24 protein-coding genes and 1 pseudogene are annotated in these 25,100 nt (G+C 67.3%); 13 read left to right on the top strand and 12 right to left on the bottom strand.

What is annotated here, in order from left to right; all coding sequences use genetic code 11:
• The first annotated feature begins 1 nt into the window (after nt 1).
• Nucleotides 2–601, top strand: coding sequence for an O-methyltransferase (locus ACP93_RS10820; protein ID WP_048490730.1), 600 nt, complete (start codon nt 2–4; stop codon nt 599–601).
• 164 nt (nt 602–765) lie between these two features.
• Entirely contained in the window at nt 766–1,551 is a 786-nt protein-coding gene (locus tag ACP93_RS10815) for a pseudouridine synthase (protein WP_048490695.1), read from the top strand.
• Nucleotides 1,552–1,714: 163 nt separating this feature from the next.
• Here the strand turns inward: ACP93_RS10815 and ACP93_RS10810 are convergent, their stop codons facing one another.
• Nucleotides 1,715–2,239 carry a DUF2059 domain-containing protein gene (locus ACP93_RS10810; RefSeq protein WP_048490694.1) on the bottom strand — a complete coding sequence of 175 codons (525 nt, stop codon included), beginning with the start codon at nt 2,237–2,239 and terminating at the stop codon, nt 1,715–1,717.
• A 164-nt stretch (nt 2,240–2,403) separates the two neighbouring features.
• Between ACP93_RS10810 and arfB the strand changes: the two genes are divergently transcribed.
• Together arfB and ACP93_RS10800 are read left to right on the top strand one after the other, a co-directional pair.
• Complete coding sequence (gene arfB, locus ACP93_RS10805; protein WP_017907723.1) at nt 2,404–2,835, top strand: alternative ribosome rescue aminoacyl-tRNA hydrolase ArfB; 432 nt, start codon at nt 2,404–2,406, stop codon at nt 2,833–2,835.
• Between the two features lie 51 nt (nt 2,836–2,886).
• Nucleotides 2,887–3,441, top strand: a complete 555-nt coding sequence (locus ACP93_RS10800; protein ID WP_048490729.1) for a lysophospholipid acyltransferase family protein — start codon at nt 2,887–2,889, stop codon at nt 3,439–3,441.
• Between the two features lie 265 nt (nt 3,442–3,706).
• Here ACP93_RS10800 and ACP93_RS10795 read toward each other — a convergent pair whose 3' ends face one another.
• From ACP93_RS10795 to ACP93_RS10785, 3 genes are all read right to left on the bottom strand, one after another.
• Entirely contained in the window at nt 3,707–6,754 is a 3,048-nt protein-coding gene (locus tag ACP93_RS10795) for a TonB-dependent receptor (RefSeq protein WP_082143430.1), read from the bottom strand.
• 102 nt (nt 6,755–6,856) lie between these two features.
• Entirely contained in the window at nt 6,857–7,909 is a 1,053-nt protein-coding gene (locus tag ACP93_RS10790; protein ID WP_048490693.1) for a FecR family protein, read from the bottom strand.
• The gene (locus ACP93_RS10785) at nt 7,890–8,462 is read right to left on the bottom strand and encodes an RNA polymerase sigma factor (protein ID WP_048490692.1); all 573 of its coding nucleotides are present in this window, start codon (nt 8,460–8,462) and stop codon (nt 7,890–7,892) included. The genes ACP93_RS10790 and ACP93_RS10785 overlap by 20 nt, the downstream gene beginning before the upstream one ends.
• Between ACP93_RS10785 and ACP93_RS22495 the strand changes: the two are divergent.
• From ACP93_RS22495 to ACP93_RS21145, 4 genes and pseudogenes are all read left to right on the top strand, one after another.
• Nucleotides 8,373–9,383: pseudogene (locus ACP93_RS22495) on the top strand (cyanophycinase); the annotation flags it as partial. The gene ACP93_RS10785 and the pseudogene ACP93_RS22495 sit on opposite strands and share 90 nt — an antisense overlap.
• A gap of 216 nt (nt 9,384–9,599) precedes the next feature.
• On the top strand, nt 9,600–10,565 hold the full coding sequence (locus tag ACP93_RS22305) for an isoaspartyl peptidase/L-asparaginase family protein (protein WP_228136014.1): 966 nt from the start codon (nt 9,600–9,602) through the stop codon (nt 10,563–10,565).
• A 242-nt stretch (nt 10,566–10,807) separates the two neighbouring features.
• Nucleotides 10,808–12,967 (top strand): peptidyl-dipeptidase Dcp, encoded by a 2,160-nt coding sequence (gene dcp, locus ACP93_RS10775; protein WP_048490690.1) that lies wholly within the window; start codon nt 10,808–10,810, stop codon nt 12,965–12,967.
• 510 nt (nt 12,968–13,477) lie between these two features.
• Complete coding sequence (locus ACP93_RS21145; RefSeq protein WP_131721617.1) at nt 13,478–14,665, top strand: M35 family metallo-endopeptidase; 1,188 nt, start codon at nt 13,478–13,480, stop codon at nt 14,663–14,665.
• Between the two features lie 240 nt (nt 14,666–14,905).
• On the opposite strand, the gene ACP93_RS10765 is transcribed toward ACP93_RS21145, so the two are convergent.
• The 3 genes from ACP93_RS10765 to ACP93_RS21765 all read right to left on the bottom strand — a co-directional run bounded on the left by ACP93_RS10765 (nt 14,906) and on the right by ACP93_RS21765 (nt 17,788).
• Nucleotides 14,906–15,487 (bottom strand): XAC0095 family protein, encoded by a 582-nt coding sequence (locus ACP93_RS10765; protein ID WP_048490727.1) that lies wholly within the window; start codon nt 15,485–15,487, stop codon nt 14,906–14,908.
• Between the two features lie 433 nt (nt 15,488–15,920).
• On the bottom strand, nt 15,921–17,135 hold the full coding sequence (locus tag ACP93_RS21140; protein ID WP_082143428.1) for a helix-turn-helix domain-containing protein: 1,215 nt from the start codon (nt 17,133–17,135) through the stop codon (nt 15,921–15,923).
• The gene (locus ACP93_RS21765) at nt 17,132–17,788 is read right to left on the bottom strand and encodes a hypothetical protein (RefSeq protein WP_131721616.1); all 657 of its coding nucleotides are present in this window, start codon (nt 17,786–17,788) and stop codon (nt 17,132–17,134) included. Before ACP93_RS21765 ends, ACP93_RS21140 begins: the two co-directional genes overlap by 4 nt.
• A gap of 290 nt (nt 17,789–18,078) precedes the next feature.
• On the opposite strand from ACP93_RS21765, the gene lepB reads away from it, so the two are divergent.
• Nucleotides 18,079–18,708: a signal peptidase I gene (lepB, locus tag ACP93_RS10755; RefSeq protein ID WP_048490687.1), complete on the top strand. Its 630-nt coding sequence runs from the start codon at nt 18,079–18,081 to the stop codon at nt 18,706–18,708.
• A gap of 176 nt (nt 18,709–18,884) precedes the next feature.
• On the opposite strand, the gene ACP93_RS10750 is transcribed toward lepB, so the two are convergent.
• Both ACP93_RS10750 and ACP93_RS10745 read right to left on the bottom strand, forming a co-directional pair.
• Nucleotides 18,885–19,814 (bottom strand): SDR family oxidoreductase, encoded by a 930-nt coding sequence (locus ACP93_RS10750; protein ID WP_048490686.1) that lies wholly within the window; start codon nt 19,812–19,814, stop codon nt 18,885–18,887.
• Nucleotides 19,811–20,863, bottom strand: a complete 1,053-nt coding sequence (locus tag ACP93_RS10745) for an MBL fold metallo-hydrolase (protein WP_048490685.1) — start codon at nt 20,861–20,863, stop codon at nt 19,811–19,813. The genes ACP93_RS10750 and ACP93_RS10745 overlap by 4 nt, the downstream gene beginning before the upstream one ends.
• A gap of 96 nt (nt 20,864–20,959) precedes the next feature.
• On the opposite strand from ACP93_RS10745, the gene ACP93_RS10740 reads away from it, so the two are divergent.
• Together ACP93_RS10740 and ACP93_RS10735 are read left to right on the top strand one after the other, a co-directional pair.
• Nucleotides 20,960–21,592, top strand: coding sequence for a TetR/AcrR family transcriptional regulator (locus ACP93_RS10740; protein ID WP_048490684.1), 633 nt, complete (start codon nt 20,960–20,962; stop codon nt 21,590–21,592).
• 67 nt (nt 21,593–21,659) lie between these two features.
• Entirely contained in the window at nt 21,660–22,373 is a 714-nt protein-coding gene (locus ACP93_RS10735; RefSeq protein WP_048490683.1) for a DUF4365 domain-containing protein, read from the top strand.
• Between the two features lie 133 nt (nt 22,374–22,506).
• On the opposite strand, the gene ACP93_RS10730 is transcribed toward ACP93_RS10735, so the two are convergent.
• Entirely contained in the window at nt 22,507–22,857 is a 351-nt protein-coding gene (locus ACP93_RS10730) for a VOC family protein (protein WP_048490682.1), read from the bottom strand.
• A 174-nt stretch (nt 22,858–23,031) separates the two neighbouring features.
• Here ACP93_RS10730 and ACP93_RS22135 point away from each other — a divergent pair, with 174 nt between their 5' ends.
• Together ACP93_RS22135 and ACP93_RS22130 are read left to right on the top strand one after the other, a co-directional pair.
• Nucleotides 23,032–23,172, top strand: a complete 141-nt coding sequence (locus ACP93_RS22135) for a hotdog family protein (RefSeq protein ID WP_204243673.1) — start codon at nt 23,032–23,034, stop codon at nt 23,170–23,172.
• Between the two features lie 15 nt (nt 23,173–23,187).
• Nucleotides 23,188–23,436 carry a PaaI family thioesterase gene (locus tag ACP93_RS22130; RefSeq protein ID WP_204243672.1) on the top strand — a complete coding sequence of 83 codons (249 nt, stop codon included), beginning with the start codon at nt 23,188–23,190 and terminating at the stop codon, nt 23,434–23,436.
• 127 nt (nt 23,437–23,563) lie between these two features.
• On the opposite strand, the gene ACP93_RS10720 is transcribed toward ACP93_RS22130, so the two are convergent.
• Nucleotides 23,564–23,866, bottom strand: coding sequence for a TfoX/Sxy family protein (locus ACP93_RS10720; RefSeq protein WP_228136012.1), 303 nt, complete (start codon nt 23,864–23,866; stop codon nt 23,564–23,566).
• Nucleotides 23,867–24,302: 436 nt separating this feature from the next.
• Complete coding sequence (locus ACP93_RS10715) at nt 24,303–25,025, bottom strand: helix-turn-helix domain-containing protein (RefSeq protein ID WP_048490680.1); 723 nt, start codon at nt 25,023–25,025, stop codon at nt 24,303–24,305.
• Nucleotides 25,026–25,100: the final 75 nt, after the last annotated feature.

Raw genomic sequence — 25,100 nt, 5'->3', positions numbered from 1 at the left:
CATGGCGGTGCTGGATCGCGCACGGCTGCAGGCGGTGCGCGCCGAACTCGGCGCGGAAGGTCCGCGCCACGACGCCGGCCAGGCCGAGCGCGCGCAACGCCTGCTCAACATCACCCCGGAGACCGGCGAGCTGCTCGTCGTGCTGGTCCGCGCCAGCGGCGCGCGGCGGGTGCTGGAGATCGGCACGTCCAATGGCTATTCCACCCTGTGGCTGGCCGAGGCCGCGGCGGCACTGGGTGGCGGCGTGACCACGCTGGAATATGCCGCGCACAAGATCGCGCTGGCGCAACGCAACTTCGCCCGCGCCGGCGTGGAGGGCTGCGTCGAGCTGATCCATGCCGATGCCGGCGCCTGGCTGGCCGATGCGGCGTCCGCGGCGTTCGACCTGGTGTTCCTGGACGCCGAGCGCACGCTCTATTGCGACTGGTGGCCGCAGCTGCGTCGCGTGTTGCGGGCGGGTGGGCTGCTGGTGGTGGACAACGCGCTGTCGCATGCGACGGAGATGGCGCCGTTCGCCGCGCTGCTGCAGGCCGATGCCGCGTTCACCTGCACCACGCTGCCGGTGGGCAACGGCGAACTGCTGGCGGTCAAGGACGCATAGCGGTCGGCGTCGTCGGGCGCCATCTTCTGCGCACACGGTCGACCACCGCCGCGGCATGGCGACAGGCCAGGCGGCCGCGACGTCACGGTCGAGTATCTGCCGCGATGCGGGCATCCCCGCGTCGTAGTGCGCCGACGCGTCACGCGTCTGGACGCAGGCAAGCGATGCGCATTGTGGCGCGTCGATGCGGCACGGATAATCCGCAGGTGAATACCGCCGATACCCCTTTGCAGATCCTCCACCAGGACGCGCTGCTCGCCGTGGTCGACAAGCCCGCCGGGCTGATGGTCCACGACAGCAAGCTCGCCCGCGGCGAGGACGATTTCCTCGCCGACCGCCTGCGCGCGCAGCTGGGCCGGCCGATCTTCCTGGTGCACCGGCTCGACCGCGCCACCAGCGGTTGCCTGCTGTTGGCCTTCGACCGCGACACCGCCAGCGTGCTGGGCAAGGCGCTGATGGGGGGCGAGGTGGACAAGGACTATCTGGCGATCTGCCGCGGCTGGCCGGCCGAAGACCGCTTCGAGGTCGACCACGATCTCGACGGCGGCCCCGGCAAGCCGCTGAAGAAACCGGCGCAGACCCGCTTCGAGCGCCTGGCCTGCGGCGAGTTGCAGGTACCGTCCGGCGAGTTCGCCACCTCACGCTATGCGCTATTGCGCTGCAGCCCGGTGACCGGACGCTTCCGGCAGATCCGCCGCCATCTCAAGCATCTCTCGCATCACCTGATCGGCGACACCAGCCACGGCGATGGCCGCCACAACCGCATCTTCCGCATGCAGGGCGTGCACCGCATGCTGCTGCACGCTGAACGCCTGGCGTTTCCGCATCCCGATGGACATCGGATCGCGGTGACGGCGCCGCTGGATGCGCAGTTCGTGCGCGCATTCGGGTTGTTCGGTTGGGATCCTGCGCCTTGGCAGGTGGATGCGGGCGGCAGTACGGCCGAATAGGGGCAGGCAAGCGCGGCGTGGCCGGTGTGGAAGCGGCGACGTCAGGGCGTCTCCAACACGACGCGAAGCGTCCTGTAGGAGCGGCTTCAGCCGCGACCGGAGCGCATCGGTAACGCCCGGTCGCGGCTGAAGCCGCTCCTACGACAGCGCAATCGATACAGCATTACTTCGCCGGCGGCGCGTTGACCGTCTGCTCCAGGTCCTTCTGCAGGTCGGCGAAAAGCGGGGTCATCTTCTGCTGGATCGCGCCCATCAGGTTCTGCATCAGCTGCGGGGTCTTGTCGAGCAGGCTCTGCCCGGCCGGGCTCTCGTAGAACTCGGCCATCGCCAGCACGTCCTGCTTGGAGAAGGTCTGCTTGTACAGGTTGACGTAGAGCGGACGCATCTCCTGCCAGGACAGCGCCTTGCGCACGGTGGCCTGGGTGCGCTCCTGGATCTGCTGCAGCTTCTGCTGCTGCGCGGCGTCCAGCGGATGCTGTGCGGTGAGCTGGGCGAACTGCTGGCGCTGCATCGCCTCGATCTGCGGCAGCATGGTGTCGAGCATGTTCTGCGCACGCGAGGCCGACAGCAGGCGGTTGACGTCGGCCTCGCTGGGCGGTTCGGCCAGCGCCGGGACGGCGGCCAGGGCCAGCAGCAGGGCCAGCAGCAGGCGCTGCGGCCAACGGAAGAAGCGCGGAGTCGGGGACATGGAGCATCCTGCAGGGCGATGACCGGCGGCCAGAATACGGCAATCGCCGCGCCGCCGCCGCCGCGTGCGGGGACACGCGACCGGCCGGTGTCCGCTCCCTGGCTCGTTCAGGCGGCGCCGACGCGGAAACCGGGCGGTCCGGCGAATACCCTACAATCCGCGGCATGGGTAACGGGGCCATCCACATCTCGAGCAGCCTGACGATTCCGGAGGACGAAATCGTCGAGCGCTTCGTGCGCGCCAGCGGCGCCGGCGGGCAGAACGTCAACAAGGTCGCCACCGCGGTCGAGTTGCGTTTCGACCTGGCCGGCTCGCCGTCGCTGCCGGAGCCGCTGCGTGCGCGCCTGCTGGCGCGGCGCGACCGCCGCATCACCGCCGACGGGGTGCTGGTGATCGATGCGCAGCGCTTCCGTACCCAGGACCGCAACCGCGACGATGCGCGCCAGCGCCTGGCCGAGTTCATCGCCGCCGGGCTGTCGGTGCCGAAGCGACGCATCGCCACCAAACCCTCGCACGGCGCCAAGCTGCGACGCCTGGACGCCAAGCGCGAGCGCAGCCAGATCAAACGCGGCCGCTCGCCCGGCCGCTGGGAGTGACTTTTGACCGAACGCGATTACCGCCTGCCCGCAGCGCCGCCGAACATGCCGATGGTCAAGCCCAGCCGCTTCATGCGCTGGCTCGGCCGCACCGCCTTGCGGGTGACCGGCTGGCGGGTCGTGGGCGAGTTCCCCGACGTGCCGAAGCTGGTGATGATCGTGGCACCGCATTCGTCCAACTGGGACGGCTTCCTGGGCTTCGCGGTCAAGTTCGCGGTCGGCTTCGAGGTGCGCGTGCTGGGCAAGACCCAGTTGTTCTGGTGGCCGCTGGGACCGCTGCTGCGCAGGCTCGGCGGCATCCCGCTGGACCGCAACTCGCCGCGCGGGGTGGTGGAACAGGCGGTGGCGCTGATCCGCGGCGCCGAACGCATGTGGTATGTGATCACGCCGGAGGGCACGCGCAAGCGTGTGGAGAAGTGGAAGACCGGGTTCTGGAAGATCGCTCACGGCGCGCAGGTGCCGATTTTCCCGGTGTACTTCGACTACCCCAGCCGCACCGTCGGCCTTGGCGAGGTGGTGTGGACCAGCGAGGACATGCAGGCCGACATCGCCGCGATCCGTGAATGGTACCGGCCGTGGCGCGGCAAGCATCGCGATACGTTGTGACGGGTAGCGGCGGCTGACGGCGAGGCGCATCCGCCGTCTTATCCAGCGGCACCACCCGATGCCGTAGGAGCTGCTTCAGCCGCGACCGGGACATCGGGAACATGCCGGTCGCGGCTGAAGCCGCTCCCACAGGTGCGGCGCCAGCAGCGTCGGAGTACTTCTCTGTGGGAGGGACTTCAGTCCCGACGATGGACGGTATCAGCCGACCTTTCGCTTTCGCTCGTCGCGGCTGAAGCCGCTCCCACATGCAGGCGTCGACCCGGCGCTACAGCGCGCTGCCGCCGAACTTCTGCGTGTATTGCAGGTACACGCTGCGGCCCACGGTATCGAACCAGGACACGTCGTAGTACGGGTACGACGTATAGGTGCGGTCGTGCGGCGGCATCTTGTCGAACAGGTTGGTCACCGTCAGCGACAGCTGCGCGTGGTCGGTGAAGCGGTACTGCAGCGAGGCGTTGTAGCGGTAGGTGGCGCCGATCCAGGGGCTGTCGCCGCTCTCCGGGTCGTAGACCTGGTCGTAGGAATCGGAGGTCGGCAGGCGGCCCAGGCGTTCGCCGTGCAGCGTCGCGGTCCAGGCGTTGCGCTCCCACGACACGCTGGCGCTGGCCTTGGTGCGCGGGATGTCGTAGCCGCTGTTGACCGCGAATTCGTCCACCATCGCTTCGCCGGCGTACACCTGGATGTCGTGGCGGCGTACCCAGGTGTAGTTGCCGCTCAGGCGGAAGGTGCCGATGCCGGTGTCGAGGCGGTACTGCGCGCTGAGGTCGACGCCGTTGGTGCGTTCGCGGGCGATGTTGATCGGGTTGACGTAGACCCCGTACAGGCGCCCGTCGGCGCTGCGGGTGACCCGTGCCAGCGCCTGCTGGCAGGTGGTGGAGGTGGCCTGCAGCACGCCGAGGCGGCAGTCGGCCTCGTCGCGCAGCACCTGGTCCACGCGCAGGTCCTGTACCTGGTCGCGCATGTCGATGTTGAAGTAGTCCACCGACAGGTCCAGGTCGGCCATCGGCGACCACACCAGGCCGGCGGTCCACGAGGTGCTGTTCTCCGGGTTCAGCGCGCGGTTGCCGCTGCGGCCGCGGATCACCGCCTCCTCGTTGTAGCTGCAGTCCTGGATCGCCACGCCCGGTTCCTCGCTGGCGCAGCGGTAGTAGTCCACGCCGGTGGTCTCGTCGTTGCCGGGGCCGGCATACACGTAGTGCAGGTCCGGGGCGCGGAACGCGGTGCCGTAGGAGGCGCGCACCAGCAGCGTGTCCACCGGCCGCCACTCCAGCCCGCCGCTGTAGGTGAACTTGCCCAGCGAGCGCCCAGCGAAGCGGTACTGGTCGTAGCGTCCGGCCAGGCTCAGCGACACCGTCGACAGCACCGGCAGGCGCAGCTCGCTGGCCAGCGCCCAGCGGTTGCGGCTGCCGTGGCCGTCGGAGTCCTTCCAGCTGTAGTAGTAGTACTGCGTGGCCAGCGGATCTGGGCGCAGGTTGTAGGCCTGGTTGCCGAATTCGGCGGTCGCGGCCATGCCGGCATCGCCGCCGGGCAGCGAGAACAGCGCGGTGTTGGTGGCGGTGAAGGCGAGGGTGTCGATGCGCGAGCGCGGCTGATACACCGTGCGCTGGGCGATGCTGTCGTACTCGGCGCGGCTCAGCGGCGTGTACAGGCGCTGCGGGTCGGCATTGAAGATCGGCAGCCCCGAGTCTTCGTCCACGCCCAACTGCGGGCCGAGGAACAGCGCGTTGGCGCGCGCGGCGACGATCTGCGGCCAGCTGATCGTGGCCTGGTACTGCGAGTGGCTGAGGCTGGTCTCGTAGTCCCAGTCCGCGCCGAGGTGGCCCTTGAAACCGGTGGTGACGCTGAAGGTCTTCTGCCGGGTGCGGATGGTGCCGGCGTTGAGGCCGCCCATTTCTTCCGGGCTGAACTGGCGTCCCCAGGCTTCCACCTGGTCGGTGGCCTGGTTGTAGAAATAGCCCTGCTCGTTGCCGTCCGGGGCCATGTAGCCCCACTGGGTCACGTCGCGGAACAGCGACAGCTCGTGGTAGCCCATCTGCACGTCGGCGAACCATTCGCTGCCGTTGTCGAAGGCGTAGCGCAGCGAGGCGTAGCCGTTGAGGCCGCGGCGCTTGTTGGTGATGGTGCCGTAGCCGATCGAGGCGCTGCTGCCGCAGAACGCGCCGTAGCCGGGGCGGGTGGCGTAGCCGGTGCTGCCGCCGTTGAGGCCGGACACCGCCGCGCAGGTGTCCGCGCCCGGGTCCAGGTAGTCGTCGTTGCCGTCGGTGCGCAGGAAGGTGCGGCGCGGCACCTGCGAGCGTGCGGTGGGGCCGTCCAGGGTGCTGTCCTGGCGGCTGCGCTCGTAGGCCCACAGCGGTGTCTGCGAGACCAGTTCGGCGCCGAACACCGCGTCGAAGTTGCCGCGCGACCAGCCGCTGCTGAGGCTGAGGTTGAAGCTCTCGCCGCCGCCGCGGGTGGTGTCGCCGAAACGGTAGTCCAGCGTGGTGCCGTCGGCGTGCTTCTTGAGGATGAAGTTGACCACGCCGGAGATCGCGTCCGAGCCATAGATCGCCGAGGCGCTGCCGGTCAGGATCTCGATGCGGTCGATCATGCCCAGCGGGATGTTGGAGATGTCGGTGAAGTTGCTGCGGCCCTTGAACGGCATCGGGAAGTCGGCGATGCGGCGGCCGTTGACCAGCACCAGGGTGTGGTTGGGGCCGAGCCCGCGCAGGTCCACCTGCTGCGCGCCGGGCGAGAAGTCCGCGCCGCTGGCCGACTGCGGGCTCTGCGTCTCGCCGCCGTTCTGGGTCATCGCGCGCAGCACGTCCGGCACCGAGGTGAAGCCGTTGGCCTTGATCTGCTCGGCGCTGATCACGCTGATCGGCGCGGGGCCTTCCACCTGCGTGCGCGGGATGCGCGAGCCGGTCACTCGCAGGGTGTCCAGTTGCGCCACCGGCGCCTCGGCCGCCGCGGCCGGCGCCGGTGCGGCGGCACGGACCGGCTGCGCGCGGGCCGGGGCCGGCTCCTGGCGCCGCACCAGCCAGGCGCCGGAGGGATCGCGCTGGGCGACGAAGCCGCTGCCGCGCAGCACCTGCTGCAGCGCCTGTGCGGTATCCAGTTGGCCGTGCGCGCCGCCGCTGCGGGCCTGGCCGAGTTGGTCGGCGCGATAGATCAGTTGCGCGCCGGATTGCCGCGCCAGGGTGTCCAGCGCCGCGCGCAGCGGGCCGGCGGGGACGTCCACCGTGCCGGTGGCGGCAACGGCAGCGGGTTGCGCCTGCGCCGCACAGGCGCTCGCACAGGCCATGCTCAGCAGCAGGGCACGCATCGGATACCGCATCGAGTTTTCTCCCCAAACGGGCGCGGAGCGCGCCTCAGTAGCTCCAGGACGAACGAGACCGACAAATCCCCCCGCCGCCGCGCCGGCCCGGCGCGGGACGGCCTACCGGCTGTGCAACAGCACCGTGTCGCCTTGGCGCTCGGCGCGGATCGGGAACCCCTGTTCGAGCAGGCGCACGAAGGCGTCGACGTTGGACCAGCGCACGTTGCCGCCGACCCGCAGCGCCGCGGCACCGGCATCGGCGACCTGCAGCTTGACCGTGTTGTAGCGGTTGAACTCGGCCACCGCCGCCTGCAGCGGGGTGTCGTCGAAACTCAGGTAGCCGCTACGCCAGTCCAGCACGCGCTCGGCCTCGGCCAGCGCAACCCGGCGTACCAGCACCCCGTGCGGCCCGGCCTGGGCGATGCTGCCAGCGTGCAGCAGCAGCGGCGGCGCCTGCGGCGCGCTCGCCGATTCCAGCCGCACCGTGCCTTCGGTGACCACCACGCGCAGCGCATCGGCCTCGCGGCGCACCGCGAAGCGCGTGCCCACCGCCACCACCCGGCGTGCGCCGCTGTCGACCACGAACGGCCGGCCCGGGTCCTTGCTCACCGCGAAGAACGCCTCGCCGCGCTGCAGGTCGATGCGCCGCTGCGCGCGTGACAGCGCCACCGCGATGCGGCTGTCGCTGCTCAGCGTGGCCTGCGAGCCATCGGCCAGGGCCACCGGGCGCAGCTGGCCGGTGACGCTGGCATAGGCGGTCGGTACCGGTTCGACGGCATGCCGCCAGACCAGGGACAGCACCGCGGCACCGAGCAGCGCGGCCGCCAGCGCCGCCGGCCAGCGCCGTCGTCGCGGCGCACGCGGACGCGGGGCGAAGCGCAGGCCGCGCAGGTCCGGCGCGGCGGCGGTGGCGGCCGGCGCCAGCGTGCTGCGGCCGCCCAGGCCCTGCCAGCGGCCGCGTTCGGGCACCTGCCCATCGCGCTGGCCGGCGCCGAGTGCCTGCAGGCGCCCACTCTCCTGCCAGGCGGCCTGCAGGCGCAGGAACGCCACCCGGTGCGCGGTGGCCGCCGCCAGCCAGGCATCCAGGCGCGCCTGCCGTGCGTCGGTCCAGTCGTCGCGGTCGCGCCGCGCCAGCCAGGCCGCCGCACGCGCCTCAATCCACCTGCTGTCCATCGCGTGCCCGCGCCTGCATCGGCTTCGCCGGCGCCGCCGCGCCCTCGTCGCCATGGAAATGATCGGCCAGCAGGCGCATGCCCCGGGCCACCTGCTTCTCCACGCTCTTCTCGCTGATTCCCAGGCGCACGGCCACCTCCTTCTGCGGCAGTTCCTCGACCCGCCGCAGCCAGACCACGCTGCGGCAGCGGTCCGGCAACCGGTCGAAGGCCGCCGCCAGCCGGCCCAGCACCTGCCGTCCGCCGCACCAGCGTTCCGGCGACAGCTCGTCTATCAGGACGTGCATCGACTCCAGATCCCCCACCGCCTCGATCGACACCACCCGGTTGCGGCGCAGCCGGTCGGTCATCAGGTGCCGCGCGGTGGCGAACAGGAACGACTTGGGCAGGCTCGGCCGGGCCTTGCCGGCGGCCTCGTAGACGCGCACGTAGATCTCCTGGCGCAGGTCGTGCCACTCCTCGCGATGCGGCCAGCAGCGCCGCAGGTAGCCGCTGAGCGCCTGCTCGTGGACGAGGATTTCTTGGACGAACCAATCGTCGAGGGAAGCGGACATGGATCCCACATTAGCCGATCGCCGGTGCGTACGGGCAAGTGCCGCGCGCGCCGACGTGGGAGGGTGAGGCGGCGGGGGGAAACCGTGCCGCCGTTCGTCCCCTCTCAGCAACGAGCCGCACGCTCGCCTGCCCGCCCCGTTCCCGAGGAGATCCGCATGACCCGTTCCGTCGGCATGTTCCGGCCCTGGATGTCGTTGCTGCTGGGCCTGTGCCTGGCCACGCCCGCCGTCGCGCGCGATTACCGCCAGTACCTGGTCGGCGATCCGGCCGCGCCCACACCCGGCCCGGTGTCGCCTGGCCTGCTGCTGATGGGTGGCGGCGACCGCAACTACGACGCGCTGCGCTGGTTCATGGCCAAGGCCGGGCATGGCCACGTGGTGGTGCTGCGCGCCTCGCAGGCCAACGAGGTGGGCGAGGAGTTCTACCGCAAGGTCGGGGGCGTGGCCTCGGTCGAGACGTTCGTGTTCAGCGGCCGCGGCGCCTCCAGCGATCCGGCGCTGCTGCGCGCGCTGGCCCGCGCCGACGGCATCTTCATCGCCGGCGGCGACCAGTCGCGCTACGTGCGCTACTGGAAGAACACCCCGGTGGCCGACGCGCTGGACGCGCACGTGCGCGCCGGCAAGCCGCTGGGCGGCACCAGCGCCGGCCTGGCGATGCTGGGCGAGTACCTGTATGGGTCGATGGACGGCGGCAGCATCACCAGTCCGGCGGCGCTGGCCGATCCGCTGGGGCCGGCGGTCACCATCGAGACCGACTTCCTGCACCTGGACCTGCTCAAGCGGGTCATCACCGACACCCACTTCCGCGAGCGCGATCGCCTCGGCCGCCTGTTCGCGTTCCGCGCCAAGGCCGCCACGCTGGCGCCCAAAGGGGAACCGCTGATCGGCCTGGGCGTGGACGAGAGCGCCGCACTGGCGGTGGAGGGCGACGGCACCGCGCGCGTCTATGCCACCGATCCGCAGGCCGTGGCTACCGTGGTCGCCGGGCCGCTGCAACCGTCCACCCCGGCCGGGCAGCCGCTGCAGGCCGCCCGCATCGAGACCGTCGGGGTCGGCCCCGGTTCCACCCTGCACTTGCCGGACGGCCGCGTCGAGGCGCCGGTGTTCCACCGCTACTACGCCGTGCAGGACGGGCGCATGCGCGAGATTCCCGCCACCACCCTGGTGATCCATGGCGGTGCCGGCGTCGAGCGTGCCAGCAGCAGCCCTGCCGACCTGGCCGAGGCGCGCGCGGCGATGGAGAAGGCGCTGCGTACCGGGCAGGCGCTGCTGGCGCAGGGCAAGCCGGCGGTGGATGCGGTCGCCGCGGCGATCGCCGTGCTGGAGGACTCGCCGCAGTTCAACGCCGGCAAGGGCGCGGTGTTCACCCACGACGGCCGCAACGAACTGGACGCGGCGATCATGGACGGCCGCACCGGCAAGGCCGGCGCGGTGGCCGGCGTGCACCGGGTCAAGAACCCGATCGAACTGGCGCGCGCGGTGATGGACCAGTCCGAGCACGTGATGCTGGTCGGCGACGGCGCCGAGATCTTCGCAAAGCAGCACGGGATCACGCTGGTCGCGCCGTCCTACTTCCGTACCGAGAAGCGCTGGCAGCAACTGCAGCAGGCGCTGAAGGAAGAGGCCAACAAGCAGGCGCACGCCGACCTGGAGACCGCCAAGCACTTCGGCACGGTCGGCGCGCTGGCGCTGGACCTGCGGGGCAACCTGGCCGCCGGCACCTCCACCGGCGGCATGACCAACAAGCGCTACGGCCGCGTCGGCGACTCGCCGATCATCGGCGCCGGCACCTTCGCCGACACCCGCTGCGCGGTGTCCGGCACCGGCTGGGGCGAGTTCTACATCCGCGCGGTGGCGGCCTACGACATCTGCGCGCGGGTGAAGTACGCCGGGCAGAGCCTGGCCCAGGCTGCCGATGCGGTGATCGACCAGCAGATCCCCAAGGCCGGCGGCGACGGCGGCGCGATCGCGCTGGGCGCGGACGGCAGCGTGGCCTTCCCGTTCAACACCGAGGGCATGTACCGCGGCTGGATCGGCGCCGACGGCGTGCCGCACGTGGCCATCTTCAAGGACGAGGCGTTGCCGCTGCCCGGCGGGCAGTGAGCTCGCGTGCCGGCCCGCGACGCGGTGCCGGCCGCTTCCCTGCGCCGGGCTGGCTTCGCGTGCCGGCCGGTGGGACGACGTCGCACTGCCGGCGCTGGCGCCACGCCCGCGCCCGCGCCCGGCGATCTGTACGCCGGCTGGCTGGCGCGCCTGCCCGAGCCAATGGCACATGCCGCTGCCATGCAAACCCGGTAACGTGGGCGGCTGTCTTGGCCCCAAGGTCCTCCCAGGAGTTCCACCTCATGTCGCGTAACGTCGTTCTGGCCGCCGCCATCAGCCTGGCGCTGGCCGCCTGTTCCGGTAAGGAGTCCACCCCCGTGCCCGCCGCTCCCGCTGCTCCGGCCGCCGAGCAGCCCGCCGCCGCCGCCAACCCGCTGCTGACCCCCAGCACGCTGCCGTTCCAGGCGCCGCCGTTCGACAAGATCAAGGACAGCGACTACCTGCCGGCCTTCGAAGAGGGCATGAAGCAGCACCTGGCCGAGATCCGCAAGATCGCCGACAACCCGGAGCCGGCCACCTTCGCCAACACCCTGGAAGCGATGGAGCGCAGCGGCGAGACCCTGACCCGCGTGTCGCGCATCTTCTTCGGCCTGGTTCAGGCCGACACCAACGATGCCCGCCAGAAGATCCAGGAAGAGATCGCGCCCAAGCTGGCCGCGCACCAGGACGAGATCAGCCTGGATCCCAAGCTGTTCGCGCGCATCAAGAGCCTGTACGACCAGCGCGACACGCTGACCCTGGACCCGGAGCAGAAGCGCCTGGTCGAGTACGAATACCAGGAATTCGTGCGTGCCGGCGCGCAGCTGTCCGACGCCGACAAGGCCACCCTGCGCAAGCTCAACGTCGAAGAGACCACCCTGGCCACGCAGTTCCACACCAAGCTGGTCGCGGCCACCGCCGCCGGTGCGGTGGTGGCGGACGACAAGGCCAAGCTCGACGGCATGTCCGACGGCGACATCGCCTCGGCCGCGCAGGACGCCACCGCGCGCAAGCTCGACGGCAAGTACCTGCTGGCCCTGCAGAACACCACCCAGCAGCCGGTGCTGGCCTCGCTGAAGGACCGCGACCTGCGCCAGCAGGTGATGGCCGCCTCGCAGTCGCGCGCCGAGAAGGGCGATGCCAACGACACCCGCCAGACCGTGCAGCGCCTGGCGCAGCTGCGCGCGCAGAAGGCCAAGCTGCTCGGCTTCGACAGCTATGCCGCCTACAGCCTCAGCGACCAGATGGCCAAGACCCCGGACGCGGCGCTGAAGCTGCTCACCGACACCGTGCCCGCCGCCACCGCCAAGGCGCGCAGCGAGGCCGCGGAGATGCAGAAGGTGATCGATGCCCAGAAGGGCGGCTTCAAGCTCACTGCCGCCGACTGGGATTTCTACGCCGAGCAGGTGCGCAAGGCCAAGTACGACCTCGACGAGTCGCAGATCAAGCCGTACTTCGAACTGGACAACGTGCTGCAGAACGGCGTCTTCTACGCCGCCAACGAGCTCTACGGCCTCACCTTCAAGGAACGCACCGACATCCCCACCTACCACGACGGGATGAAGGTCTATGAAGTGTTCGACAAGGACGGCAAGTCGCTGGCGCTGTTCTACACCGACTACTTCAAGCGCGACAGCAAGTCCGGCGGCGCCTGGATGGACGAGTTCGTCGGCCAGAACGGCCTGACCGGCACCAAGCCGGTGGTCTACAACGTCTGCAACTTCACCAAGCCCGCCCCGGGCCAGCCGGCGCTGCTGAGCTTCGACGACGTCACCACCATGTTCCACGAGTTCGGCCATGCGCTGCACGGCATGTTCTCCAACGTGAAGTACCCGACCCTGGCCGGCACCGCCACCTCGCGCGACTTCGTCGAGTTCCCCTCGCAGTTCAACGAGCACTGGGCGTCGGATCCGAAGGTGTTCGCGCACTACGCCAAGCACTACCAGACCGGCGAGGCGATGCCGGCCGACCTGGTGGAGAAGATCAAGAAGTCGCGCACCTTCAACCAGGGCTACGCCACCACCGAGTACCTGTCGGCGGCGCTGCTCGACCTGGCCTGGCACACCCTGCCGGCCGACGCGCCGCTGCAGGACGTGGACAAGTACGAGGCCGACTCGCTGAAGAAGTACAAGGTGGACCTGGCCGAAGTGCCGCCGCGCTACCGCACCACCTATTTCGACCACATCTGGGGCGGCGGCTACTCGGCCGGCTACTACGCCTACTTCTGGTCGGAAGTGCTCGACGACGACGCGTTCCAGTGGTTCAAGGAGCACGGCGGCCTGACCCGCGCCAACGGCGACATCTTCCGCGCCAAGATCCTCTCGCGCGGCAACACCGTCGACCTGGCCACCCTGTACCGCGACTTCCGCGGAAAGGACCCCAGCGTCGAGCCACTGCTGGAAAACCGCGGCTTGAAGAACTGATCGGCGCTGCGCCGATCGGGTGTGTGGAGAACGGGATGGCCTTGCGGCCATCCCGTTTTTCGTTGGGGTGATCTGGAAGTACCTTTGCGGCCCAGGTATTGACTTACTTCAAGGCAACGAGGGAGCCGGATGTCATCGCCATGGCGACGCGCTGGCTAGCGTCGAAACTCGACGATCCATTCCGCTGGGGTGGTAATAGCGGATATGCGTCGTCCTCTTTCCGTACATGTTCGCGCGTTCTGCCGTGGAAGGCGCAATCCTCAATGCAGGCGGACTTCTCAGCCGCGCCAGTAGCGAAGACCTGAAATTTTGTCTACGAGCATGGACGGTTCGAAATCAACTTTTTATCGATCCAAACCTGTCAGACCTTAGGCTTTAAATCTCTCAAGGCGCAGCAGGGCTCGCATTGATGGATTCCAAGACCTGCGTAAGAGTTGCAGCGACGGATCGCCTATGTACCATCAGGGCGTGGTCCGAAGAGTCAACCAAATCCACCACGAGGAGATGACGATGAAAGGAAACTGGATTGTGGGCGTTGCGATGCTGGGCGCTTGCTTTACGGCGTCTGCTGCAGGACAGCTGGACATTCGGCTGGAGCATGCGCAGGTTGCCAGAGCTAGCGATGGCGGAGCGGTCATTACGATGACCTTGACTAATGCGGGGAATCAACCTATCGCGGTGCCTGATGCTTATGTTCCCGCGGTAAGCCGCGCTGGGGTAATGCAAGCGAATCTGTTACGGGTACTGCAGGAAGATGGAAGCCCGGTGGACTACCGCGGCATTTACGTAAGCAAGCTGCCAGGTTCGACGCCTGACGTCATCCTGCGTCCGGGTGAGTCGAAATCCGTGACGGTGGATCTTTCCCTGAGCTACCAGATCATGCCTGGCCGCCACTACTCTGTAACAGTGCAGCCTCTTCTGCGGTACCGCGAGCTTTCGACAGCCGCCGCCGCGAACGCTTCCGATCAACCGAGCCAACTCAAGGCTGCCACATCCAACCGTATCGAGGTCACACCGCAGGCATCGGCCGAGCCTCAATCCGATGCTCGAACCCTTGAGGCCGCACAGGCTGTTGCCTGTAGCGCCGAACAGCAAAGCGCGATTCAGGAGGCGGTACTCAACGCCGGCGACCTCGCCCTTGCAACCTCGAACTACACGCAGTCGCTTCTTCAATCCGACGGGAACGGAAACCTCACCTTCAACCAGACTCCGCGTTACACGAAGTGGTACGGGCAGTATGGCGACCCGAACGACATGTCCAGCCCGAATGGCACGGTCAACGGAAAGATCGCGTGGAGGATCCACGTCAATGCAATACGCCTTGGGAAGGAAGAGAACCAGTTGCCTAACCCACCTACGTTGTCCACGCAATGCAATTGCGAAAAGCAGGGTAAGGTTGATCCGGCGAACACGGTCGCATGGGTGAACCCTTCTGAGCCCTACGCCATCAACATCTGTCCGCTGTTCTTCTCCCTTCCGGCCATCAGCAACGCGCAGAACACGTATTCCAAGGCGGGGACGATCCTGCACGAGATCTCGCACTTCAACGATGGGTACACGACGGGCACGGACGATCTTGGTAACCCCAATCAGCCTGTCGAGGACGCGAAGCTTCTGGCCGAATCCGCAAGAGATTTGGCGGCCGACGCCGCGAATAACATCGAGTTCTACAGCGTCAATCTGGAAGGCGATCAGTAGCAGTAGCAGACTGCTGGGCTTGCGATGCAAGGTTGTCCTGACATGAATGCGGACTTCGTAGGCTGACCCGTCGAAGCCAGCTACTCGTGACGACTTGGGGCAAAAGCCGCACAACCTGACAACCTGTTCACCGCCGCTCCTTATGCTCGCATACGGGTGCGTGGTGTAGCCCGGGCCGACCCGCAACGCGAGGCCAGCCCTCACCGGCGAAACATCCTGCCTCACCCAACCCTGCCGGGATCAATGCAGTCGCCCACCTTTCGCAGGCAGCGCATAGACCGCCCGATCCTCGCGCACGCCCTTGGGCGTTGGCGCGCGCAGCGGCTGGCGCACGATCTGCAGCAGCAACGCCCTCATCGCGTTCGCTGCATCGCAGAGCGTGTCGGCCTCCGGTAACGCTTGGCCGGCCCGTTCTGTCGTATCGCCGACTGCCGCTGCGCGGGCATGCGTTGAGACGGTCTCGGTCAACAGGGTGAGCCGGTCGACCTGCTCACGCGTCACCCGGAACGCGCCGCTTTCGACGTCCGGGCCCATCTCGGTGGCGGCATAGCGCCGAGTGCCATAGGTCGTATCGGTCCGCTGAGCAGGGTAGGACAGCGCGTCCAGCACCAGGTCCACCTGGTCGGCCAACAGCTCCAGACAGAGCGCCAGTTCGCCCATGCGCACCTTGGGGTCGGCGGCACGCTCCTCGTGCTGAGTGCGCGGCTGCGCCAGCCGGACCAGGAACCGCACGTGATCGCGCAGCTTCGCCAGCCGGAACTGGCTGTCCTCCGGCAGGAAATAGCCGGGCATGTCTCCGTCGTCCAAACGATCGTGCGACATCGTTGCCTCCTCGTTCCATGATGAGTCTTGCCCGCCATGCATGGCGGACGGGAAGTCGGGAGGCTAGAAACCGCACACAGCCGGCGGGCTTATTCCCCTTGCGGGTGTTGTATTCACCGCCCTCCCGACGCAGGCATCGCGTCGGTTGCGCCTGCACGACACGCAGACACAAAAAAACCACCGATTTATCGGGGGTGGGTACCGCTGTGTGCGGAGTTTCTAGGCTCCTTGAATTAAGGGTGCTAGCAAATTCAAGCCAAGTCAATAGAAATTTTCTGCTCGCACTTGTGCTGTCTGTGCGATGCTCGCACCTTGGCAGAAATAGCACGGTAGATGAATTGATCTTCGCTAGAAGAAAAATAAAACACCCTCAACTTTGCAGAGTTGAGGGCGTTCTGATGGGTTGCACTAATGCTAAAGAAGAAAAGTTAGATCAGCTCTTCTTGAAATTTCCAAATGCCACCACGTTGGAGTCGCTGCCTTCAGATGCGACTGTTTGAGTGATCTCGCTCGTATCACGGCGCTTTATCGTCAGTTCGACAATATCAGCTTTCTTGCGAGATAGCTGGCCGAATGGAAGACCAAGCAGACCTTCCACGTCCCTGGCTGAAATGCCAAGCATGCCAGGAAGCGCATCAGGAACCACTATCCCTTCATTCACCAGTAGTTCCATGGTGCGCTTCAACAACCGCGGCTGCTCTGGCTCTCTGTCATCATCGTTTGGCTCTTGTCGTTGCCCCCACCTTGCCGAACGATGCTTGATCAAGCGCATGTAGTCATCTTCACTGACGATGCCCAAAGCGCGCAGCCGCATGATCATGGCACCCACGGATACACCCCAACGCCTTTTAAGGGCCAGCAAACTTTGCAGCGAAACGGGAACATTCACTTCTGCAGAGAAGCCGCGGGCAGGTAACAAAAAAGCGCCCGCGAACCGATGAGCTTGCTGTTCCATGAGCTTATGGCTTGCGGCATCACCTGGCGCATCAATGTATCGATGAAGTACTAAATGACCAAGCTCATGTGCCGCATCAAACCGGCCACGATAAGCATTCTCCTTATCCGCGCACAGGAAAACGAACGGACGTCCTGACCTATTCCAAGCTGAAAGCCCCTCAATGCGCGTGATTCCGGTTTCCTCTCGAGCAACCACTACTCCGGAATTCTCAAGAAGCAACAAGATGTCACCAGCAGGTCCATCAGAAAGCCCCCAGGCGTTACGGCAAGCATTAGCTGCATCCTCGATAACACTGGTGGTTATCTGAGACAAGCTTTCCACGTGAACATGGGGAATCTTAACTTCAGGATAGTCCACATATTGTTCAAAATGCGCAGCCAACTCTTCCAGCCAACTCATCCTTCCATTCAGGAGAGCCCGTTCTGGCTTCAGCTGAGCAATGCTGCCTCGAAAATTTGGCTTCGTTGTTTCTTCTCTGAATGGTCTACTCAGCCATTCAACAGTGACGCGCAGTTCGCGCGCCATAGCCTCAAGCATTGCGCTGCTCGGCACTTGGGCAGAGTTTCGCCAGCGGCTAATCGTAGTGTTTGTAACGCCAATGCGTGCTGCCAGTTCTGTGGCTGAAAAACCGCGAACAGCTAACGCTTGGGTTAGCCGCTCGGGAACAAATCTCTCAATCGAACGTGTCATGTTTTTGGCTCAATCTCATCGCCACTTTGTTGCTTATCCTGCCGCCTAACCCCGACTTTGAGCTTGACCTCAACACGGTCAATAACATCCTGAGGCTGCTGATAGCGCTGAAGAAACAGGGACAGCGGCTCCCTGAATAATGTGTTTTTGAAGTCCAAGGTGTCGTCAGTCACGACTACGAAAATGGGAACGCTCCCATTAGCGCCGTCGCCCTCAGTGACAATAAAAATTGCCAACTCCGTAATGCTTGTCTCACGCTGAAATAGGTCCCCTTGGACCAGCCGCTTTGCGAGCGCATTGCGCTGAACTAACTCCAGCTTCTTCTTACTACGAGCGGAGTTGTTCCACTTACTGGTCCCCATGTGTGCCCGAGCAATCTTGGTGCCAACAATGGTGCCAACCATGATTCCATTGCCGCGAACAGGCGGGTGAGGGATCCCGCATTCGTCCAAGCTCTTTACATGAACCTCGTTGAGGGCGAAATGACGCAAGTGCCCCCTCACCGACGCTTGATGGCCAGCCATGAAACTCTGGCTAACTTCGGCGGCGCGTTTGATAGCGCCGCAGGCCATCTGCTCCCAGCTAAGCCAGAAGTCACGAGGCACCGTTGACGACACAAAATCACCGATCTTTTCGTATCCACTGGCAGCCAAGGCGATGCCCCCTTTGTCGTTGAGACGAAATTAACACGAAAAAGTTGTCGTGCAAAGCCGTCGACGGAAGCTGGGTGGCTTGCCACAGGCCTCGTTCCATACCTGCGGGTATGGATGCGTGTGGCAACTAGGGTAAGTAAGCGAAAGCCCGAAAAAGCTTTGGAAGAGTTCGCACATATCGCAGTTGAAGTGAACATCGCCATGCCTTTCGTCACTGGTCGGCCGAGCCTTCGAGCGCGCACTGTCGCGACGACACACCCCGTGCCGCCCTCGCTCACCACAGGTGCCCCATGACCCACGCCGATCCGCATGCCACCCGCCTGCAGCGCGCCGCGCGCTGGGCCCGCAAGGAACTGCTGCCGATGGCGGTGATGCTGTTGCTGCTCACCGCCGCGCGGTCGTCATTTGCCAATCACTACGTGGTGCCCTCCGGCTCGATGCAGCCGACGCTGCAGCCCGGCGACCGCGTTGCCGTGGACATGAGCGCTTATGGGCTGCGCGTGCCGTTCACCGAGTATCGCGTGTTCGAACGCGGCCGGCCGCAGCGCGGCGACGTGGCGGTGTTCGATTCCCCGCGCGATGGCACCCGCCTGATCAAGCGCGTGGTGGCGGTGGCGGGCGACCGCGTCGACGTGCGCGACGGCCATCTCTCCATCAACGGCCAGCCGCTGCAGGTGAGCGCCGCAGGCGAAGCGGAGCGGTTCGGCGCGCGCATTGCGCGGCTCGATCTGGACGCGGGTGGCGGCCCGGACCTGCACGGCGTGCGCGTGCCGCCCGGCAAGCTGCTGGTCATGGGCGACCATCGCGGCGACAGTTTCGATGGCCGCTACTTCGGCTTCGTCGATGCCGACAGCGTCTATGGCAAGGCGCTGGCGGTGTTCTACCGTCGTGGCGAGGGCCTGGAGTGGGCGCGGCTGTAGGGCATCGCTCGCAACGACGGGACGTGATCGGTAGGAGCGGCTTCAGCCGCGACGGGCTTTACCGGTAAGGCCTGTCGCGGCTGAAGCCGCTCCTACAAGGGGGCAATCTGGTTCTGCTGGGACATGGCGAGTGCAGGCCTTCAGTCGGCGGGCAGGAGCTGCTGCCCGTGGTGCGCTCAGAACGCCACGCCCGCCAGCGTGCACGCCACCTCCCACAGCCGCGCGGCCACCTGCGGGTCGCGTGCCTGCCGGGCGATCCTGGCCGGCGCCGGGTCGCCTTTCAGTTCGAACGGGCCGTCCGGTCCGTAGTACGCGCCGCCCCGCACGTGCGGCGAGGTCGCGGCGTAGAGCGTGGGGAGTGCCCCGGCAGCGGCGGAATGGCTGATCAATGGGGCCAGCCATCTGGTCGCCGTACCCACCACACTGCGGCGCCCGTCTGCGTCCGGGCCATTGGCGACCAGCGCGGTCTGCGCGATGCCGGGATGCGCGGCGACCGCGCACAGTCCCCAACCGCGCGCATCGCTGCGCCGCTGCAGTTCCAGCGCGAACATCAGCATCGCCAGCTTGGATTGCCCGTAGGCCTTCCAGGGCCGGTACGGGCGTTCGCACTGCAGGTCGTCGAAGTCGATGCGGCCTTGGCGGTGCGCCAGGCTCGACAGGTTCACCACGCGTGCGGCCGTTGCGGCGCGCAGCAGTGGTAGCAGCCGCGTGGTCAGCGCGAAATGGCCGACGTAGTTGCTGCCGAACTGCAGCTCCAGGCCGTCGGCGGTGGTCTGCCGCTGCGGCGGCGCCATCACGCCGGCGTTGTTGATCAGCAGATCCAGCCGCGGGGAGCGCGCCGCGATGCGCTCGGCGAAGGCGGCCACCGAGACCAGCTGCGCCAGGTCCAGCACTTCCACGCGTACGTCGGCCGCCGGATGCGCGGCCAGGATCGCCTGCCGCGCGGTCTCGCCCTTGGCCGGGTTGCGGGCGGCCAGCACTACGCTGGCGCCCGCGCCGGCCAGCGCCAGCGCAGTTTCGTAGCCCAGTCCGCCGGGGCTGGCGCCGGTCACGATCGCGAGTTTGTCGCGCTGCGAGGGCAGGTCGGCCAGGGTCCAGCGGCTCACGGTGCTACCGCCTGCGCCAGCGCACGCCACCAACGCTCTCCAGTCGCCGGTTGCGTCAGGTCGACGCGCTCGCCCATCCGTGGCGTGGCCAGCGCCACGCCGGCGGCGTCGGCCAGTGCGGCGAGGCGTTCGAAGGGTTCGTGCCAGGCATGCATCGCCAGGTCGAAGGTGCCGTTGTGGATCGGCAGCAGCGTGCGTCCACCGATGTCCAGATGCGCCTGCAGGGTCTGCTCCGGCTGCATGTGCACGTGCGGCCAGTCCACGTCGTAGGCGCCGTTCTCGATCAGGCTCACATCGAACGGACCCAGCCGCTCGCCGATCGCCTTGAAGCCGTCGGAGTAGCCGCCGTCGCCGCTGAAGAACAGCTTCAGTTCGGGCGTCTCGATCGCCCACGAACACCACAGCCGACGCCCGCGGTCGAACATGCCGCGCCCGGAGAAATGCTGCGCCGGGGTGGCGGTCAGCGTCACCCCGTCCACCGTGGTCGACTGCCACCAATCCAGTTGCCGCACCTTGTCCGCGGCCACGCCCCAGCGCAGCAGCAGGTCGCCCACGCCCAGCGGGGTCACGAAGGTCCCGACGCGCTCGGCCAGGCGGCGGATGCTGGCGCGGTCCAGGTGGTCGTAGTGATCGTGCGAGAGGATCACCCCGGCGATCGGCGGCAACGCGTCCAGCGCGATCGGCGGTGCGTGGAAGCGCCGTGGGCCGGCGAACGGAAACGGCGAGACGCGTTCGGAGAACACCGGGTCGGTCAGCCACAAGCGCTCGCGCAGCTTGAGCAGCACGGTGGAATGGCCCAGCCGGTACAGGCTGCGGTCGGGCGCCGCCAGCAGCTGTGTGGCGGCCAGCGGCAGCACCGGCAGCGGCTGCGCGGGTACCGCCTCGGGCGACTTGCGGGTCAGCAGATGCCACATGATCCGCAAGGTCCCGGCCAGGCCGGGCATGCCGCTGGTACCCGGGGTGGCGTTGCGGAAGCGGCCGTGGCGGTACTGCGGCGACGCCAGATGCGAAGGCGGGACACGGGACAGCGGGGGAGCGGATGCAGACATTGCAGCAATCCTTAGAGGGTGATCTTGCGCGAGAATTGCACTACACAGTGTAGTTTCCTTTTCGTGAAAGTAAACCGGTCGGTGTAACATCTGCCCATGGCTTCTCTTTCCACGTCCGCGCCGGCACGGCTGACCGAACGCAAGCGCCAGGCGATCCTGGAGGCGGCGATCGCCGAGTTCCGTGGCCATGGCTTCGAAGCCACCAGCATGGACCGCATCGCGGCCAGCGCCGGCGTGTCCAAGCGCACCGTCTACAACCATTTCCCGAGCAAGGACGCGCTGTTCGACGAAATCCTGTTGCAGCTATGGCAGCGCAGCCTGGACACGGTCGGCGTGCCTTACAGCCCGCAGCAGCCGTTGCGCGCGCAGTTGCTGCAGTTGCTGCAGCAGAAGTTGCAACTGTTCGACGATCCCGCCTTCCTCGGCCTGTCGCGGATGGCGATCGCAGAAGGCATGCGCGCGCCCGAGCGCGCACGCGAGTTGATCGCGCGCCTGGGCAGCAAGGAGGAGGGCACCCTGGTCTGGTTGCGCGCGGCGCTGGCCGATGGCCGGCTCAAGCCGCTGCAGCCCGAGTTCGCCGCGCAGCAGCTGCATGCACTGATCAAGGGCTTCGCCTTCTGGCCGCAGTTGACCATGGGCCAGCCGCCGCTCAGCCCCGCGCAACAGGCCGAGGTCGCCGCGTCGGCGACCGACATGTTCCTCGGGCATTACGCGCGGGATCCGGGTTAGCGGGACTGCGTGGGTGCACCCGCGCAGCACGGTTCTCTAATTCCGAGTGTGCATAAGGAGCGATGCAATGAGATACACGGAACAGCAGATCATCGGAGACCTCGGCGAACTCGCGGTCGCGCGCGCCTTCATTCGGTATTTCCGCTGGCCGTGCCGGCGCCAGACCGTCGATCTGGGCGTGGATGCCGAAGTCGAGATCACCGACGACGATTTGAACGCCACCGGCAAGATCGTCAAAGTCCAGGTCAAGGCCAGCATGAGCCCATTTGTGGATGGGAAGAACACGGTCTATCTCGAGACGCGCCATGTCGATTATTGGAAGGACTTTTCCGTGCCGGTGCTGCTGTGCGCGGTGAGCGTGGCGACCGACGAGGTGCTTTGGAAAGTGATCGCCTCCGATCGCGACTATGCGACGGGCCAGGGCGGTGCCAAGGTCGAATTCGATCGGGTCGCCGACGCCTTGTCGCCGGCGTCTCGCCACGCCATCGAACGGATCGCGGTCGAAGGCGGCGACATGATCATGCAGATCCTGGGGATCGCCGAAACGTCGATCGTGACGATGCTCGATAACGCCGGCAACCCCAGCCTCTCGCTGGACAATACCGCGCAGGTCGAGCGCCATGAGTTGAATAGGAGCATCCTGAGCATGGCCTATGAGCTTCTTCGGCTGACCGGCAGACGCCCACGCGCTGGCGCCAACGCCCGCCTGGCATCGCTGCAGCGCCTCTGGAATGCGATCGATCTGGAACTGGACAGGCAAAACAAAGACCAGTTCTATTGAGCGGACAGCGCCACGCAAGCCGCTGCTTCGTGTCGACAGGTGGAAGGACGCAGCACCTGCTCTCGCTGTACGTTGCTGGCTGGCCTTGCGCACCCCGCCAGTGCGCGCGTGTAGGGCATCGTCCAGACCGGCATCAGCCCTCGCACCACACCGCCAGCTCGTAGCCATCGCGGTCGGCGAAGTGGAAGCGGCGTCCGCCCGGGAACGCGAACACGGGGCGCACGATGCGGCCGCCAGCCGCTTCGATGCGGGCCTGGGTGGCGGTGAGATCGGTGGAGTACAGCACCACCAGGGCACCGCCAGGCTGCGCGGTGCCGTGGAAGAAACCGCCGCTCAGGCGGCCGTCGCGGAACTCGCAGTAGTCCGGACCGTAGTCCTGGAAGGTCCAGTCGAAGGCCTGGCCGTAGAAGGCCTTGGCCGCATCGATCGAGGCGACGGCGAATTCCAGGTAGTCGATGCGGTGATGCTGTTCGGCGCGGGACATGGGCGGCTCCTGTGGATGGGGCGCCAGTATCCCGCGCCGCGAAGCGCTCGGCTTGGCGAAAACGGCCACCGCGGCGGCGACTGCGTTCCACACGCGTAGCGGGAGGTGTCCCGGGCGCATGACACGCCGCGGTGCCCGCTGTACGTTCTTGGCGAATCCTCCAGGAGTCGCAGCATGGACATGCAAGCGTTGGCGCGGCAGATCTTCGAAGCGCAGCCCTTCAGCCGACTGATCGGCGCGAGGCTGAGCGTGCTCGGCGACGCGCAGGCGGAGATCGTGGTCGACATGCGCGACGACCTGCGTCAGCAGCACTGATTCGCGCATGGTGGCGTGCTGAGTTATCTCGCCGACAACGCCCTGACCTTCGCTGGCGGCTTGGCACTGGGCGGCGATGCGCTCACCGCCGAGTTCAAGATCAACTATTTGCGGCCGGCGCGCGGCACACGGCTGATCGCGCGTGCGCAGTCGATCGGCAAGGGCAAACGCCAGGCGGTATGCCGCTGCGACATCGTCTCGGTCGAGGAAGGCGGTGAACGTCTGTGTGCAGTCGCGCAGGGCACCATCGTCTCCGCGCGCTGAGCGCTCTGTTCTCGGCTGCGTGCTGCGCGCCGCCTTGGCGCGGCTGAGACGGTCGTGCCACACGCGGCGTCCGCGGTTACGGGCTGGCGCGGTACGCGAGCGGCGACGAACGCGCGGCGCGGTGCGCTCACTTCGGCGGCAACGTGCGCACGAAAGCGATCGCCTCGCGCAGCAGGCGCGCGGCGAGCGCGTCGTCGGCAAAGGTCTCCGGCGCGACCCGGACCCAGCCGGCCATCGCCCGGCCGCGCGACAGCATCGGCACGATTCCGGGCAGCGCCAATGCCCACGCGTCGCGACCCTTGCCGAGTCGCACCAGCACGCCATCGTCGCGCGCGCCGCACAGCAGATGGCCGTGCAGCAGCCAGGCCCAGCCACCGAACATCGGCTTCTCGGTCAGATCGCGCTGCGCACCGAGCGTGTCGCGCAGCATGTGTTCCAAGCCTGCATCTCTGGCCATGTGTCACCCAGGTCTTCGCACTTGGCGGCACGGTAGCAAACTGCGCAAGACGACAGCCTGCGCTCGATGCAGCGCGGCGCAGGCGCCGGCATGCATGCAGGCAGGCAGGCGGTTTTCGCCGTGATCCAAGCGAATGCAGGTGCGCGCGTAGGCGCGGTTCCTGGCCCCTTTTTCGTGATCAGCCGCGATGGGTGTTATCGGGAATGCCTGTCGCGGCTGAAGCCGCTCCCACGGGTGCGGCACCAGCCGTGTCGGAGGACCGCACTGTGGGAGGGACTTCAGTCCCGACGACGGAGGGTGTCAGTCGGCGTTCGGCTTCGCTTGTCGCGGCTGCATGACAGGTGATTCCTACAGGGGGCGACAGCGCGCGTTTGTCGCGATCAGCGGCGCATTGCCGTTGCAGGCCCTGTCAGCGCGCGTGCCGTTGCACCAACTCGCGTGGGCTGAGCCCGGTCAGTTGTTGGCTGTCGCGCACCAAATGCGGCGCGTCGCCGTAGCCGGCTTCCAGCGCGGCCGCGGTCAGGCTGGGATGCTGGCGCACCAGGCCCAGGAAGCGCAGCAGGCGCAGGATGCGCTCCAGCGTCTTGGGGCCGTAGCCGAAGGCGTCGTGGCTGCGCCGCCGCAGCGTGCGCTCACTGACGCCGAGCGCGCGGGTCAGCGCGGCCAGTCGCGGCGGCGCGGTGCCGGCGAGTTGCGCGAACAGCCAGGCCATCGCGGGGTCGGCCTGCAGCGGGCGGCTGGCGCACAGTGCGTGTAGCGCCGCCAGCGGGTCGGCGGCGTCTTCCAGGCGTGCCTGCCAGTGGCGGCCTTGCCCATCCCACAGCGCCTCCAGCGGCACGCGCTGGTCGGCGACGGTGTGCAGCGGCACGCCGAGCAGACTGGCGCCGGCCCCGGCGGCCAGGCGCACGCCGGTGAGCACGCTGCCTGGCGCCAACACGGCGTTGGTGGCGTGACGATCCGGCCCGGCGACGAACAGCGCGCGGCCGTCCCAGATCAGGTCGACATGGCCGTCGGGCAGCACCTGCGTCGCGGCGGTCTCGGCCTCGCCCTGGCGGAAGCGCCAACTGCAGCGCAGGCGGTCGCGCAGCGCCGGTGGTGCGTCGACTTCGGCGTAGCGGGAGGGCAGGGACACGGGTGGTCTGTGTGCAGCGGGCGTGCCGCCACGGTAGCAGAGCCCAAGGGCGCCGCTGACGCGTGGCCGTGGCGC

This window comes from Xanthomonas sp. NCPPB 1128, from assembly GCF_001043115.1.
Classification (GTDB): domain Bacteria; phylum Pseudomonadota; class Gammaproteobacteria; order Xanthomonadales; family Xanthomonadaceae; genus Xanthomonas_A.
This window is presented reverse-complemented; position numbering and strand designations above follow the sequence as displayed.

Bases quoted from the DNA above. Each gene is read 5' to 3' on its own strand.
- ACP93_RS10820 (WP_048490730.1), top strand. From the start codon at position 2: ATGGCGGTGCTGGATCGCGCACGGCTGCAGGCGGTGCGCGCCGAACTC.
- ACP93_RS10815 (WP_048490695.1), top strand. From the start codon at position 766: ATGCGCATTGTGGCGCGTCGATGCGGCACGGATAATCCGCAGGTGAAT.
- ACP93_RS10810 (WP_048490694.1), bottom strand. From the start codon at position 2,239: ATGTCCCCGACTCCGCGCTTCTTCCGTTGGCCGCAGCGCCTGCTGCTG.
- arfB (WP_017907723.1), top strand. From the start codon at position 2,404: ATGGGTAACGGGGCCATCCACATCTCGAGCAGCCTGACGATTCCGGAG.
- ACP93_RS10800 (WP_048490729.1), top strand. From the start codon at position 2,887: ATGGTCAAGCCCAGCCGCTTCATGCGCTGGCTCGGCCGCACCGCCTTG.
- ACP93_RS10795 (WP_082143430.1), bottom strand. From the start codon at position 6,754: ATGCGGTATCCGATGCGTGCCCTGCTGCTGAGCATGGCCTGTGCGAGC.
- ACP93_RS10790 (WP_048490693.1), bottom strand. From the start codon at position 7,909: ATGGACAGCAGGTGGATTGAGGCGCGTGCGGCGGCCTGGCTGGCGCGG.
- ACP93_RS10785 (WP_048490692.1), bottom strand. From the start codon at position 8,462: ATGTCCGCTTCCCTCGACGATTGGTTCGTCCAAGAAATCCTCGTCCAC.
- ACP93_RS22305 (WP_228136014.1), top strand. From the start codon at position 9,600: ATGCGCGAGATTCCCGCCACCACCCTGGTGATCCATGGCGGTGCCGGC.
- dcp (WP_048490690.1), top strand. From the start codon at position 10,808: ATGTCGCGTAACGTCGTTCTGGCCGCCGCCATCAGCCTGGCGCTGGCC.
- ACP93_RS21145 (WP_131721617.1), top strand. From the start codon at position 13,478: ATGAAAGGAAACTGGATTGTGGGCGTTGCGATGCTGGGCGCTTGCTTT.
- ACP93_RS10765 (WP_048490727.1), bottom strand. From the start codon at position 15,487: ATGTCGCACGATCGTTTGGACGACGGAGACATGCCCGGCTATTTCCTG.
- ACP93_RS21140 (WP_082143428.1), bottom strand. From the start codon at position 17,135: ATGACACGTTCGATTGAGAGATTTGTTCCCGAGCGGCTAACCCAAGCG.
- lepB (WP_048490687.1), top strand. From the start codon at position 18,079: ATGACCCACGCCGATCCGCATGCCACCCGCCTGCAGCGCGCCGCGCGC.
- ACP93_RS10745 (WP_048490685.1), bottom strand. From the start codon at position 20,863: ATGTCTGCATCCGCTCCCCCGCTGTCCCGTGTCCCGCCTTCGCATCTG.
- ACP93_RS10740 (WP_048490684.1), top strand. From the start codon at position 20,960: ATGGCTTCTCTTTCCACGTCCGCGCCGGCACGGCTGACCGAACGCAAG.
- ACP93_RS10735 (WP_048490683.1), top strand. From the start codon at position 21,660: ATGAGATACACGGAACAGCAGATCATCGGAGACCTCGGCGAACTCGCG.
- ACP93_RS10730 (WP_048490682.1), bottom strand. From the start codon at position 22,857: ATGTCCCGCGCCGAACAGCATCACCGCATCGACTACCTGGAATTCGCC.
- ACP93_RS22135 (WP_204243673.1), top strand. From the start codon at position 23,032: ATGGACATGCAAGCGTTGGCGCGGCAGATCTTCGAAGCGCAGCCCTTC.
- ACP93_RS10720 (WP_228136012.1), bottom strand. From the start codon at position 23,866: ATGCTGCGCGACACGCTCGGTGCGCAGCGCGATCTGACCGAGAAGCCG.